The sequence below is a fragment of the Fretibacterium sp. genome, from assembly GCF_057312375.1.
The window spans coordinates 1-12874 of sequence record NZ_DBHLDX010000055.1 but is presented as its reverse complement, the minus strand read 5'-3'; the positions used below and the strand labels follow the sequence as shown (position 1 = coordinate 12874).

Below are 12874 nucleotides of genomic sequence, written 5' to 3'. Positions count from 1 at the left end.
AGATCAGCATGATGGAGATGGTGCTTGATCCGGAGGCATTGGCCGCCGCTGTCAAGGGCATGCGCGACCAGTACAGCGAGGGTGCGATCGATTAATCGCCCTGGTGACTGAACTTGCCCGTCTGCGATCAACGCAGACCAGCATATCATCTGATTGGATGCAACTCAGGAAAGGTGGGATTGACATGGCATTTCGCATCGTTCACTACATCAACCAGTTCTACGCTGGCATCGGTGGAGAGGAAAAGGCCGACTACAAGCCCGAAATTCGAGAGGGCGTCGTGGGACCGGGCACGGCCCTGAAGGGCGCCCTGGGCTTCGAGGCCGAGGTGGTCGCCACGGTCATCTGCGGGGACTCCTACTTCGCCTCCAACATGGAGAAGGCCAGCGCGGACATCATCGAGATGATCAAGAAGTACAAGCCGGATGCCTTCATCGCCGGGCCTGCGTTCAACGCGGGCCGCTACGGCACGGCCTGCGGCGCAATGTGCGCGGCCGTCGCGAAGGAGCTGGGCATCCCCGTGGTCAGCGGCATGTACCCGGAGAACCCCGGCGTGGAGATGTACAAGAAGGCCCTCTACATCGTGGAGACGCCGGACAGCGCCGTCGGCATGAAGAAGGCCGTCCCCGCCATGGCGAAGCTGCTCATGAAGCTCCTGAAGAAGGAGCCCCTGGGCAAGCCGGCGGAGGAGGGCTACATCGAGCGCGGCATCCGCAAGAACAAGTTCTACGAAAAACTCGCCGCCGAGCGCTGCGTCGACATGTTCGTCGCCAAGATGAAGGGGCTTCCCTTCGAGACCGAGTACAAGATGCCGGTCTTCGACCGCGTTCCCCCTCAGCCCCCGGTGAAGGACATGAAGCACGCCACGATCGCCCTGGTGACCTCGGGCGGCATCGTCCCGAAGGGGAACCCGGACCACATCGAGGCCTCGAGCGCCAGCCACTACGGCGAGTACGACATCACGGGCGTGATGGACCTGACCACCGACAAGTACCGCACGGCCCACGGCGGCTACGACGCCACCTACGCCGACCAGGACGCGGACCGCGTCCTGCCCGTGGACGTGCTGCGCGATATGGAAAAGGAAGGCGTCATCGGCAAGCTGTACAATAAATTCTTCACGACGGTGGGGAACGGAACCGCCGTGGCCAACGCCAAGCGCTTCGGCGCGGAGATCGCCAACAAGCTGGTGGCGGACGGGGTCACGGCCGTCATCCTGACCTCCACCTGAGGCACCTGCACTCGTTGCGGTGCAACGATGGTCAAGGAAATTGAGCGCAAGCTGCCGGTCGTTCACATGTGCACAATCGTCCCCATCTCCCTCACGGTCGGCGCGAACCGAATCGTCCCCACGGTCGCGATCCCGCACCCGCTTGGCGATCCCACGAGGACGCCGGAGGAGGAAAAGGCTCTGCGCCGCCGCCTCGTCGAGAGGGCCCTGAAGGCGCTTCAGACGGATATCTCGGAGCAGACGGTGTTCACGGAATAGCAGGACGCCATCTTCAAGGGGCCCAGGAGCTGTTTCCGGGCCCCTGTTTTGTTCCCAACCCACTACAGCAGCGACGCTACGCCCCTCGCCCGGAAGAATTTTGAGGTATGATATAAGGACCCCCATGGGGGTGATCCGCAAGCTCTTTTTGAAGGAGGACTCTGGATGTCCACAGTCGGTATCAAAAGTTACGCTTATTGTTTGAACCACGCGCCCGAGACGGGGAGCTACTACGGCGGCACCCCCTACGAAGCCCGTCACAGCGGCAAGGAAAAGGAGTACGTCGATGCCCTGCCCAAGCACCTGCAGACCTACGAGGAGGCCCTGCAGTATGCGCCCAACCAGGCCTACATCGGCGGCCTGAGCTACGAGGAGTTCGAGGCGGCCAAGGCTCCCTGGATCGACAACCGCCTGAGCGGCGCGAAGCGCTACGGCAAGTTCGGCGAGATCATGCCGGAGGACGAGTTCCTGGCGCTGATCTCCGCCTGCGACGAGTTCGAGCTGGTGTGGCTGGAGAAGGGCTTCGCGGCCGCGGCGGCCGAGAAGCTGGGCAAGGACCCCATCATCACGGAGGCCATCGTGAAGCGCGTGCTGCGCCCGAAGAACATGCAGGACCTCTCCGCCATCGAGGAGGAGGTCAAGGACCGCGCTGCGCTGCCCCTCTACTTCGACCATAAGGTCGTGGGCTGCGTCCGCAGCGGGCACCCCACGGACGCCTGCCTCACGGCCCACGTCCTGATGGAGAACCTGGCGGGCAAGGCGTCGGGCGTCCTCGCCCTGCTGCACCTGCTGAAGAACAGCGGCATGGCCCCGACGGACCTCGACTTCGTCATCGAGTGCTCCGAGGAGGGGGCAGGCGACGTGGGGCAGAGGGCGGGCGGCAACTTCGCCAAGGCCATCGCCGAGGTCGCGGGCTGCACCAACGCCTCCGGATGCGACGTGCGCGGCTTCTGCGCCGGCCCCGTCAACGCGATGATTGCAGCGGCCTCCCAGGTGGCCGCGGGCGCGCGCAAGAACATCGCGGTGGTCGCGGGCGGCTCCATCCCGAAGCTCTACATGAACAGCCGCGACCACGTCAAGAAGGGCCTGAAGGCCCTGGAGGACTGCGTGGGCAGCTTCGCCGTGCTGCTGGTCCCCGACGACGGCACCAACCCCGTCATGCGGCTGGACGTCCTGGGCAAGCACACCGTCGGCGCGGGGGGCGCCCCCCAGGCCGTCACCTCCGCCCTGACCTTCGAGCCGCTCCAGGCCGCGGGGCTGACCTTTGCGGACGTCGATCGCTTCGCCCCCGAGCTGCAGAACCACGAGATCACGATGCCGGCCGGCGCGGGCGACGTGCCCCTGGCCAACATCAAGATGATCGCGGCCCTAGCCGTCATGAAGAAGGCCATCGAGAAGGCCGACATGGACTCCTTCATCAAGGAGCACGGGACGGTGGGCTACGCCCCCACGCAGGGACACATCCCGGCGGGAGCGCCCTTCATCGGCCCGGCCTGCGAGGGCATCCGGGCGGGTAAGATGAAGCGCGTCATGATCATCGGCAAGGGCAGCCTCTTCCTGGCGCGCCTGACCAACCTGGCGGACGGCGCCTCCTTCCTCATCGAGGCTCCCACCGGCAGCGGGGCATCGGGAGCGGCCGTCAGCAAGGAGGACGTGAAGTCCCTGATCCTGGAGGCGCTCTCCGAAGTCGCGGAGAAGCTGAATTAGGAGGGCACGGGCTATGTCTGATGCGATCAAAAAATTAGTCGGCACGGCCCTGGCAGAGCTCGTGGAATCCGCCAGGAGCGGAGGCCCCAAGGTCCGCGTCGGCCTGATGGCCGCGGGCAGCGAGCATGGGCCGGAGGAGATCGCGCGCGGCGCGCGCCTGGCCATGCAGAACTACCACAACGTCAAGCCCGTCCTGATCGGGCCGCGCCTGCCCGGCTACGAGGACCTGGAGTACATCGAGTGCTCGGCGGAGGACGTCCCCGCGACGCTCGAGGCCGCCGTGAAGGAGGGGCGCGTGGAGGGCGCGGTGGCGATGCACTTCCCCTTCCCCCTGGGCGTCACCACCATCGGCCGGGTCCTGACCCCCGGCAGGGGCACCCCCATGATCCTGGCCTCCACCACCGGCACCTCCTCCACCGCGCGCGGCGAGGCCATGCTGCGCAACGCGATCTACGGCATCGCCACGGCGAAGGCGCTGGGCCTGAAGAACCCCACAGTGGGCATCCTGAACGTGGACACGGCGCAGCCGGTCTTCCGGTCCCTCTCCCACATGAAGGAGAAGGGCTACGACATCACCTTCGGCCAGTCCACCCGGGCGGACGGCGGCAGCGTGCTTCGGGGCAACGACATCCTGAGCGGCGCCGTGGACGTCTGCGTGACGGACACCCTGACCGGCAACGTGCTGTGCAAGATGTTCAGCTCCTTCACCACGGGCGGCTCCTTCGAGGCCACGGGCTGGGGCTACGGTCCCTCCTGCGGCGAGGGCTGGAAGAACGTCGTTTCCATCGTTTCCCGCGCGTCGGGCGCGCCGGTCATCGCGAACGCCATGGGCTTCACGGCGGCCGTCGTGGCAGCAGGCCTTCCGGCCCTGGTGGCGGAGGAGCTGGCTGCGGCCCGCAAGGCAGGGCTCGACGATGAGATCGCGGCCCTGACGCCCAAGGCCGCGGCAGCGGAGGAGGACGTGAAGGCCCCCGCCGCGGAGCCCACCGATGACGAGCTGCTCGGCATCGACGTCCTGGAGATCGACAACGCCGTCAAGGTCCTGTGGAAGGCGAACATCTATGCCGAGTCCGCCATGGGCTGCACCGGCCCCGTCATCAAGATGCCGGCCCGCCACATGGACAAGGCCAGAGAGCTCTTGAAGCAGAACGGATACCTGTAGCACAGAACGCCGAAACGTCGGGCGGGCCCTCCCCTTGGGAGGGCCCGTCTTTTGTCGTCAGGACGCATCGGGACGGCCCGGATGCTGCACGCCAGGACGAAAACCGCTATAATGCGTTGGGAGGTGTCGAGCGTGTCCATCATACGAAAAGGAAGCTTAAAGGGCGCCCTGGGGGCCGCCGTCCTGGCGCTCCTGCTGGGGTTCGCTGCGCTTTGGCCGGGTCAGGAACGCCCTGTGGAGGCGCAGCGTGACGGCCTGGCCATGAACACGGTGATCCGGCTCCGCGTCGCGGGACTTCCCAAGGCGGAGGCCGAGGCCGCGTTGGACTGGGCTTTCGGCCTCCTGACGAGCCTGGACCACGAGCTCTCGATCTACGACGAGGGCTCCGACCTGTCGCGGGTCAACCGCAGCGCCGGAGGAGGCCCCGTGATCGTTCCTCCGGACATCTTCGCCGCCGTTTCGCGGGCCGTCGAGGCCTGCCACACGACGGGGGGCGTCTTCAACCCGCTGATCGGCCCCGTCACGAAGCTCTGGCGGATCAACCGCCGTCAGACAGACCCCCAGGCCTTTGTCCTGCCCCAGCAGGCCAGCCTGGACGCTCTGCTGCCCCTCACGGACCCGGAGGGGCTTGAGCTCCTCCCCGGCCCCCCGCCCGCCATCCGGCTGAAGCGGGCCGGCGCAGTGCTGGACCTCAGCGGCATCGCCAAGGGCTACGCCTCGGCGCGGATCGCGGAGGGGCTGAGCCGACGCGGCGTCCCCGCGGCCCTGATCGACCTGGGGGGCAACGTCCAGCTCCTGGGGGACAGAAACGGCAGCCCCTGGAACATCGGCATCCGCGACCCTCTGTCGGACGGGGGCGGGCCGCTCCTGGCCCTTGCGGTGAGGGACACGGCGGTCATCACCTCCGGCGCCTACGAGCGCTACAAGGTCATCGACGGCGTACGCTACTCCCACTTCTTCGACCCGCGGACGGGACGGCCTGTGCGGAACGACATGCTCTCGGCCACCCTGGTCACCCCGGATGGAGCCCTGGGGGACGCCCTGGCCACCAGCTTCATGATCATGGGGTCAGCCCGCTCCATGGAGTTCCTGAGGGCGCACCCAGAGCTGGGCGCCGTGCTGGTCCGGCGCAGGGACGGCCTCGCGGTGGAGAAGGGACTGACCCTCCGGGACGTGGAGGTCCTGGTCACGGAGAACCTGCGGCGCTGCGTGCGCGAAAGCCGGGCCGCGGTCCAATACTTTTAGCGGGCGACCCCCTGAAGGGCGTTTCGCTCGGCTGCGAAAGGACGGTCTTGATGAACAAGAGCCTGCTGGCATTGGCGCTGGGGACCTTTGAGCTCGGCATCACGGAGTACGTGATGATGAGCATTTTGGAGCCGGCTGCAGCGGCGCTGGGGGTCAGCGTGCCCACCGCCGGAATCCTGATCTCGGCCTACGCCCTGGGCGTGTGCGTCGGCGCGCCCCTGGTGGTGGTCGTAGCGCGGCGGCAGCCGCTGAAGCGCATCATGCTGGCCCTGGCGTGCCTCTGCACGGCGGGAGGCCTGACGGCGTCGCTGGCTCCCTCCTTTTACGTGCTGCTGGTCGCCCGATTCATCGCAGGGCTGCCCCACGGGGCGTGGTTCGGCGTGGGGTCCATCATCGCCCAGCGCACGGCCAGGGCAGGGCGCGAGGCCTCCGCGGTGTCCGCTATGGTCGCCGGGATGACCGTGGCCAACATGGCGGGGGTCCCCCTGTGCACGCTGGCGGCGAGCTTCGTCTCCTGGCGCGCGCCCTTCATCGCCACCGTCGTCCTAGGCGTCCTCATGATCCTTGCCGTCCATTTCTGGATCCCCTATCAGGAGCCGCTCCCGGACCGGGGGTTCAGGGGGCAGTTCCGGTTCCTGAGGGACGCGAAGCCCTGGCTGCTGCTCCTGGGGATCACGCTGAGCAACGGCGGGTTGTTCTGCTGGTACAGCTACATCAATCCCCTGATCACCCGGACGGCGGGCTTTTCCCCCCACGCGATGACGCTCATCGCGGCCTGGGCCGGGCTGGGCATGGTGATGGGCAACCTGCTGGGCGGCCGCCTGTCGGACCGATTCGCCCCAACGAAGGTCATCCTCACCCTTCAGGGCTCGATCCTGTTCCTGCTGACGGGAATCTTCTTTTTCTTCGCCAATCGCTGGGCTGCCCTGGGACTGACGTTCCTGGGGACGGGGGTGCTCTTCGCCCTCTCCGCACCGCAGCAACTCCTGGCCATCCGGTTCTCGCCGGGTGGTGAGATGCTTGGGGCAGCCTGCGCGCAGGTGGGCTTCAACCTGGGCAACGCCATCGGCGCCTGGGCCGGCGCCCTGCCCGTTCGGGAGCTGGGCCTGAGCTATCCCTACACGGCTTTGATGGGGACGCCCTTCGCCCTGGCGGGCTTCCTCGTGATGCTGGCGCTGCATCGAAGAGCGACGAGGACGGCGGCGTAGGGCGCGAAGGGGCAAGGCTGCAGCACTTCGTGTCCTCGTTGGCAGGAGGAGCAGATCCCCCTCAAAGGAGGTGGTCTCCTCCTCCGCAGCGAGTGCCTCTAATTCAGCCAGCCCGCCAGGCCGTCGCGCTGGACCTCAACCCGCGTCGGCAGCCCCTCGACCACAATCTTTCGCTCGGAGTGGTCGTTGTACGCCGCGCACAGCGCGCGGAACACCTCGACGGCAATCCCCACGCGCTCCGCGATGGGGTACCCCCGCAGCCCCAGCGGGTCAGGGCTGGCGCTCCATTCGTTCATGCCGGGGTTGGGCGTTTCCGACAGGAACGCCAGGCAGTCCGTGTTCTCCCCGATCTCGTAGTGGCAGATGCCGCGGTAGCCCGGCGCGGACTGTTCCAACTTCATCGACGTCCCCCGCTCCTCCAGCAGGAACAGCGCCTCCGCCGCAAGGTCCAGCGCCCTGGGGTGGGCGATGAGCGAGTTCGCCAGCAGGCTGTTCTTGCCCACCTTGCCGGTCTTGGGGTTCATCGCGTCCTCGAAGGTCCGCGCCTCGTGCATGTCCAGGCTGAAGGCCACGCCCTCCCGCCGGATCAGCTCCATGACGGCGAAGGTCACCCGCTCCGCCGGCGTCCCGTCGGCCCTGCCGGGATAGTTCCGGTTGATGTTGCGCCACTCCGCACCGTTCTTCAGCACGAAGCCTGAGGGATGACGAAACGCCTCAGGGTCCTTCTCTCCGGGCCGCAGCGGAATGTACCGGTCGCCCCATGGCAGGAAGCGCGCCCCGCTCCGGCCCGCCACCTCGAGCGCGCGGGGGCGGTTCCCCAGGCTGTCCGGCACGGACATGCCCGCGGCGTTGACGCACGGCACGACGAAGAGTCGCCCCTCCAGGACGCGGGCGTTCTCCACCATCAGCGTCGCCGCCGCGACGCCCGCGATCTCCCGCGCGTGGGTCCCGCCCATCGCCAGCGCCGTGGCGCCCGGCCTGTCTCCGCTCAGGAGGTAGACCGGCGTGTCGTAGTCGCTCCCTCGCAGGTTCGCGTTGTAATCGGAGAGCCACAGCATCCGCGTAAGCCCGTAGCCCGGCCGCACGTCCAGGCGGAACGCGGCCTGCGCGCAGGAGGTGGGGTAGTACAGGGCAAGCGCCAGCAGAAGGCAGGCAGCCCGCCTCAGTGCCGCCGCCATGTCAGTTCAGCCACGCGCCGACGTCCTGCTCCATCAGCGTTTTGTAGTCCGGCAGGCCCTCGATCACGAGGCGCTTGTCGTGGCCGGCGTTGTAGACGTTGACGAGCTCCTGAAACACCTGCTGCTGAAGGCCCACCCGGTGCTTCAGCGGGAAGCGGACGTCACGGATGACGTCGGGCACCTCGCGCCAGTCGTCCTGCCCCGGGTTCGGCGTCTCGAAGAGAAAGGAGAGGCAAGGCGTCGCGTCGCCGATCTCGAGGTGGCTCAGGCCGCGGAACTTCCGGTTCGACTGCTCGACCTTCAGGGGGAAGCCCACGGCGTCGCCAACGTTCACCACGACCTCGGCGCCGATCTCCATGGCCTCCGGCCTGGGGTTGCAGATCAGCATGTAGGCCAACCGCCCACCCTGCCGCGTCTCGCCCGTCTTGGGGTCCAGGCACCAACTGGGGGTGTCCGCCTCGTGCATGTCCACCTCCAGGACCACGTCCTCGCTCCGCACCAGCTGCACGACGGCGTAAGCCGCCTGTTGGGTGGGCGTCCCGTCCGGAAGGCCGGGGTAGGCGCGGTTGATGTTGCGCGTCTCGGCCCCGTCGCCGCCCTTCGAGTCTGGGATGACCTCGCCGGACTGATGGCGGTACTGGTCCGGGTCCGGCTGCCCCTGGTCCGCTACGTCAACGCGCCGATCCCCCAACGGGAGCAGGCGCGCGCCGCTCCGCGTCTCGATCCTGTGGCCCCGGGGGAGATTCGTCGCCTTGTCGTGCAGGCTGTAGCCGCTGGCGTTGAGCGCCGGAATGACGATGAGGCGCCCCTCCAACACGCGCGCGTTCTCGACGGCGACGAGGGCCGCCGTGTGCCCCGCGATTTCACGAGGGTGCGTGCCGCCAAGGATCAGCATCGTCGCGCCGGGCTTCGCCCCCTCCATGAAGTAGACGGGCGCATCCAGGTTCGTCCCCTTCAGGGGGGCACAGTAGTCGGAGAGCCAGCCGATCTTCGTCACGCCGTATCCGGGACGGACGTCGGGACGAAAGAAGGCCGCCTCCGCACCGGAGGGCACGCGGACGAGGAAGAGTGCCATGAGCGCAGCGAAAGCGGCTGCACGCCGCAGTTTCTCATAAGACATGAAAGACATGAAAAGACCTCCCAAGGCAAAAATGGAGGACGGCCCCTTAAAGAGGGGCCGTCGTCTAATTTTCCGGCGCAGCGGCTGCGCCCCCACGGCGCACGGAGCCCACGCCGGTCAGGCGACCGTCGAACAGGCCGCGCTCGATGGCGTTGGGGCCGCCGAAGTACAGGTCAGGAAACTTCTTGATCTCGACCTTGTAGCCAAAGCCCCGCTCCAGGGCCCTGATGGTGTCCTCGGAGTAGCCGCTCTCCATCTCCATCAGGGAGACCCCCTCCCCGGAGTTGAAGGAGCTCATGATCTTCGGGCTGTTGATGCTCTCCTCCAGCGACATGTTGAAGTCGATCAGGTCGATCAGCATCTGGCACAGCGTCGGGACGATGCGTCCCGCGCCCGGCGTGCCCAGCACCCAGCGCACCTTGCCGGCGCGGTCCACGATCATGGGGGAGATCGTGGTGCGCACGCGCTTGCCGGGCTGGATGTCGCTGACGCCGTTCCCTTCGGGGCTCGGCCGGCTCCAGAAGTTGCCCATCTCGTTGTTCAGGAAGAAGCCGTCCAGCCAGTACCCCGTTCCGAAGAAGCCGGAGATGGTCTGAGTCCAGGCCACCGCGTTGCCCCAGCGGTCCACGACGGAGAAGTGCGTCGTGGAGGCGGACTCGAACTGCTCCTGCGCGGGCAGGGCCGCAGCCGCAGGCAGGGTCAGGTAATCGCTCAGGCCCATCCCCTCCTCGAACGCGGGGGCATCCCCGGCTCTGCTCTTGCCCGCTGCCCAGTCCTCGGAGGTCGTGGCGCCGCTCAATTTGACGCTCATCAGGCGCAGCTTTGCGTACTCCTTGTTCGCCATGCCGCGCTCAGCCGTCCTGCTGAACGCCGGGTCGCCGACGTAGGCGCTCAGGTCCGAAGCCGTCAGCAGGAACACCTCCTGCATGATGTGCAGCCTCAGCGGGTCATCCCAACCCATGGCGGCAAAGTTGAAGTTCTCGAAGAGGTTCATGTTCTCGATCAGGCGTGGGCCGCCGACGGGGAGCCCGGCCACGGTGATGTTGTAGCCCTTGTACCGGCCCTGCAGCGGGGTGCGCTCGACGGCGCGGTAGGCCTGCAGGTCCTCCTTGCGGATCCAGCCGCCCTTCTCCTTCATGAAGGCGTCGATGTCGTCGGCGACGCTGCCGCGATAGAAGTCGTCCAGGCCCTTCTCCGCCAGACGGCGCAGCGTCGCAGCCAGCTTCGGGTTCTTGAAGGTCTCCCCAGACTCCCACGCGAGGCCCTCGTTCAAAAAGTCGGGCGCGTTCTCGCTGAGCGTCTTGAAGTTGTCCTTGCATATCTGCGAAAACGTCTGGTTGACCTCAAAGCCGTCCTCGGCGTATCGGATGGCGGGGGCCGCCAAGTCCGCCAGGGGCTTTGTCGCCCCCCTGGCCATGATCTCCCGGATGCCCGCCGGAAGTCCGGGAACGCAGGCGCCCTGCAGCTTCAGCTTCATCTCGCCCGTCGTTTTGAAGCCCTCCTGGGCCATCTGCTCGTAGCTGGCCATAGCGGGCGCACAGCTGCGAAAGTCGATGGACCAGGTGCGCCCGTCCGCCATGCGCGCCACCATGTAGCCCTCTCCGAAGAGGCTGGAGGCGTAGGGCTCCACCGCCCCCAACGCGAGGCTCGTCGCAACGGCCGCGTCGATGGCGTTGCCGCCCGCTTCCAGGACCTCCGCTCCGGCTGCGGCAGCCAGGGGATGCGCGGCGGCCACGATGCCCTTGTCGGAGCTCAGCACCTTTCCGACGGTGACGGCCGACGCCGGCGCAATCGCGGTCAGGGCGACGACGAGGCTCAGCCCCAGCAGCCTTCTAAACCTTCCGTTCATGAGAGTACCTCCTCCTTAACTCCATTATAAAATGCGATTGGGTATCGGGCCGGGAAGCGGGTTCAGCCAATGCCCGACGTCATGCGACACGACCTCCTCAAACCCCGGAATGCCGGACACCACAGCCGCCCGGTCCGGGTACAGCTCCTCCATCGCGCTCAACACGGCCTGGAGGGCGGCCAGATGACGGCCCACGCGCAGCTGGATGGGCTGGCTGCCGTCGTAGGGGACGAAGAGGCGGCCCAGGGCGGCGGCGCGCACGTAGGCCTTGTCCACGCCCGTCAGGAACAGGGCCTCGTCCGTACGCCCCCTCAGACGTCCCTGCCCCGGGTTCGCCGCCTCCATCAGGATGGGCAGCAGCGTCGGGATGCTGTCGCCCCACTCGCGGTGACTGAGCCCGTGCAGGTTCTTCGGCGACGGCTCAAGGCGCATGGGAATCCCCATCATCTCAAGCTCCATCGCCGCCACGGCCGCAAGCTCCATCGAGTTCTCGTGGGCCACCATGGCGTTGACGACGGGGTACTCCGGAGCGGCCTCGTGCAGGTCGAAGGCCAGGTCCACCCGCTCCGCCCGCAGCATCTCCGTGATGGCGTAGCCGACCCGCTGCGTCAGTCCCTCGTCCAGCGTGCCGGGAAACGCGCGGTTCTGGTTCGCCCGCGAGGTGCCGTCCAGCTCCTGCCCCGACGGAAAGTGAACGTAGGTGTTCGGGTTGGGCCACTGATGGATGGGGTTCGTGGCCCGCGAACCGCACCGGAAGCTCCGCACCGTGCCGTCGTCCCGCGTGAAGCGGAGGTGCTGCGGCGCGGCGTCCTGGGGCGAGTTGTGCGTCAGCGCGGACAGGTTGGAGAAGGGCATCACGATCAGCCGCCCACGCTCCACCTGCGCGCGCTCAAGGCACACGACGGCCGCCATGTACCCCGCCGGCTCGTTGGCATGGATGCCGCCCATGATGAAGATCGTCCCTCCCGGCTCTCTCCCCTGCTGGATGAAGACGAGGGTGTCGCCCGGCGACCCCGAAAGCGACGGCTCCCACTCCGAGAGCCTGTGCCGCTCAAACCTCGGCGCGGGGGCCAGAGCGTCCAGCTCCCACATCGACATGAACGATCGTGCCGCGGCCCAGGAGGTCAGGCCGACCCCGACGCAGAGGAGGAGCGCCGTCAGCGCGCTTCCGCGTTCTTTTGCGAAAAACCCCTTCATCCGGACGCCCTCCCCGTCACTTGATCATCAGGATGCGCAGGATCATGGGGATCAGGACCAGCGCATCGGCGAACTGCCGCCAGAAGGAACGCTCCCGAAACATGCAGCGAAGGACGAGGATCGTCATCAAGGCCAGGATTCCCCTGTAGAAAAGCGTCATCGTATCCCCTCCTCTACCGGATGTGGCGCGCAATGGCGTCGCTCATCAGGATGACGGCGAGGCACCACAGCGCCACGGTCACGCCCGGCCACAGGCAGCGCCGCGCGATCCTGAAGCGGTCCTCCACGCCCAGCGCACGGGCCGCGAAGAACGGCGAGAGCGTGCCGGGCGGCATGAGGTCGCCCAGCGACGCCAGCATCCCCAGCGCGGAGGCCACGATCACGACGTCGTGCCCTGAAAACGCCAGGAGAAACGGCACTCCCAGCACGGAGGCCGACCCGTAGGCAGAGATTGCGCCGAAGAGCGGCATGGCAATCAGAACGCTTGCCAAAAGCCCCCAGGACGGCAGCGACAGCGCCGAAACGACGACGAAGCCCTCCGCTCCGATCAGGGTCATGACTTGAATGAACATGCCCACGCCCATGAGGACGCTCATGATGGGCAGGGAGTCGTCGATGGCCTCGGCCGCAGCCTCCATGGGGTTCCACCGCACCCCCGTCAGAAGGGCCGACGCGGCGGCGATCAGGAAGATGGCGGGCATCCCCAGAAAGTGCCAGTA

Annotated in this window: 10 protein-coding genes and 2 pseudogenes; 6 read left to right on the top strand and 6 right to left on the bottom strand. The window is 67.2% G+C overall.

Features of this window, described 5'->3' with window-relative positions:
* The 6 genes and pseudogenes from ACO41U_RS08185 to ACO41U_RS08160 all read left to right on the top strand — a co-directional run.
* Nucleotides 1–95: pseudogene (locus tag ACO41U_RS08185) on the top strand (glycine/sarcosine/betaine reductase complex selenoprotein A); the annotation flags it as partial.
* 89 nt (nucleotides 96–184) lie between these two features.
* On the top strand, nucleotides 185–1489 hold the full coding sequence (gene grdB / locus ACO41U_RS08180) for a glycine reductase complex selenoprotein B (RefSeq protein WP_485943051.1): 1305 nt from the start codon (nucleotides 185–187) through the stop codon (nucleotides 1487–1489).
* A 165-nt stretch (nucleotides 1490–1654) separates the two neighbouring features.
* Nucleotides 1655–3196 (top strand): glycine/sarcosine/betaine reductase complex component C subunit beta, encoded by a 1542-nt coding sequence (gene grdC / locus ACO41U_RS08175; RefSeq protein WP_485943049.1) that lies wholly within the window; start codon nucleotides 1655–1657, stop codon nucleotides 3194–3196.
* Nucleotides 3197–3209: 13 nt separating this feature from the next.
* The gene (gene grdD, locus ACO41U_RS08170) at nucleotides 3210–4358 is read left to right on the top strand and encodes a glycine/sarcosine/betaine reductase complex component C subunit alpha (protein WP_298781858.1); all 1149 of its coding nucleotides are present in this window, start codon (nucleotides 3210–3212) and stop codon (nucleotides 4356–4358) included.
* Between the two features lie 132 nt (nucleotides 4359–4490).
* Complete coding sequence (locus tag ACO41U_RS08165; RefSeq protein WP_485943047.1) at nucleotides 4491–5603, top strand: FAD:protein FMN transferase; 1113 nt, start codon at nucleotides 4491–4493, stop codon at nucleotides 5601–5603.
* Nucleotides 5604–5653: 50 nt separating this feature from the next.
* Complete coding sequence (locus tag ACO41U_RS08160; RefSeq protein ID WP_485943045.1) at nucleotides 5654–6811, top strand: MFS transporter; 1158 nt, start codon at nucleotides 5654–5656, stop codon at nucleotides 6809–6811.
* 98 nt (nucleotides 6812–6909) lie between these two features.
* Here ACO41U_RS08160 and ACO41U_RS08155 read toward each other — a convergent pair whose 3' ends face one another.
* The 6 genes and pseudogenes from ACO41U_RS08155 to ACO41U_RS08130 form a co-directional block, all read right to left on the bottom strand.
* The gene (locus ACO41U_RS08155; RefSeq protein WP_485943043.1) at nucleotides 6910–7989 is read right to left on the bottom strand and encodes a deacylase; all 1080 of its coding nucleotides are present in this window, start codon (nucleotides 7987–7989) and stop codon (nucleotides 6910–6912) included.
* A 1-nt stretch (nucleotide 7990) separates the two neighbouring features.
* Nucleotides 7991–9118, bottom strand: a complete 1128-nt coding sequence (locus tag ACO41U_RS08150; RefSeq protein ID WP_485943041.1) for a deacylase — start codon at nucleotides 9116–9118, stop codon at nucleotides 7991–7993.
* 55 nt (nucleotides 9119–9173) lie between these two features.
* Complete coding sequence (locus tag ACO41U_RS08145) at nucleotides 9174–10958, bottom strand: gamma-glutamyltransferase family protein (RefSeq protein WP_485943039.1); 1785 nt, start codon at nucleotides 10956–10958, stop codon at nucleotides 9174–9176.
* 24 nt (nucleotides 10959–10982) lie between these two features.
* Nucleotides 10983–12155, bottom strand: a complete 1173-nt coding sequence (locus ACO41U_RS08140) for a succinylglutamate desuccinylase (RefSeq protein ID WP_485943037.1) — start codon at nucleotides 12153–12155, stop codon at nucleotides 10983–10985.
* 16 nt (nucleotides 12156–12171) lie between these two features.
* Nucleotides 12172–12315 (bottom strand): hypothetical protein, encoded by a 144-nt coding sequence (locus tag ACO41U_RS08135; RefSeq protein WP_485943035.1) that lies wholly within the window; start codon nucleotides 12313–12315, stop codon nucleotides 12172–12174.
* Nucleotides 12316–12328: 13 nt separating this feature from the next.
* Nucleotides 12329–12874: pseudogene (locus tag ACO41U_RS08130) on the bottom strand (TRAP transporter large permease); the annotation flags it as partial.

What these genes read in the sequence shown, in the direction of transcription:
- grdC (WP_485943049.1), top strand. Translation starts at nt 1,655, where the DNA reads ATGTCCACAGTCGGTATCAAAAGTTACGCTTATTGTTTGAACCACGCG.
- grdD (WP_298781858.1), top strand. Translation starts at nt 3,210, where the DNA reads ATGTCTGATGCGATCAAAAAATTAGTCGGCACGGCCCTGGCAGAGCTC.
- ACO41U_RS08160 (WP_485943045.1), top strand. Translation starts at nt 5,654, where the DNA reads ATGAACAAGAGCCTGCTGGCATTGGCGCTGGGGACCTTTGAGCTCGGC.
- ACO41U_RS08155 (WP_485943043.1), bottom strand. Translation starts at nt 7,989, where the DNA reads ATGGCGGCGGCACTGAGGCGGGCTGCCTGCCTTCTGCTGGCGCTTGCC.
- ACO41U_RS08150 (WP_485943041.1), bottom strand. Translation starts at nt 9,118, where the DNA reads ATGTCTTTCATGTCTTATGAGAAACTGCGGCGTGCAGCCGCTTTCGCT.
- ACO41U_RS08145 (WP_485943039.1), bottom strand. Translation starts at nt 10,958, where the DNA reads ATGAACGGAAGGTTTAGAAGGCTGCTGGGGCTGAGCCTCGTCGTCGCC.
- ACO41U_RS08140 (WP_485943037.1), bottom strand. Translation starts at nt 12,155, where the DNA reads ATGAAGGGGTTTTTCGCAAAAGAACGCGGAAGCGCGCTGACGGCGCTC.
- ACO41U_RS08135 (WP_485943035.1), bottom strand. Translation starts at nt 12,315, where the DNA reads ATGACGCTTTTCTACAGGGGAATCCTGGCCTTGATGACGATCCTCGTC.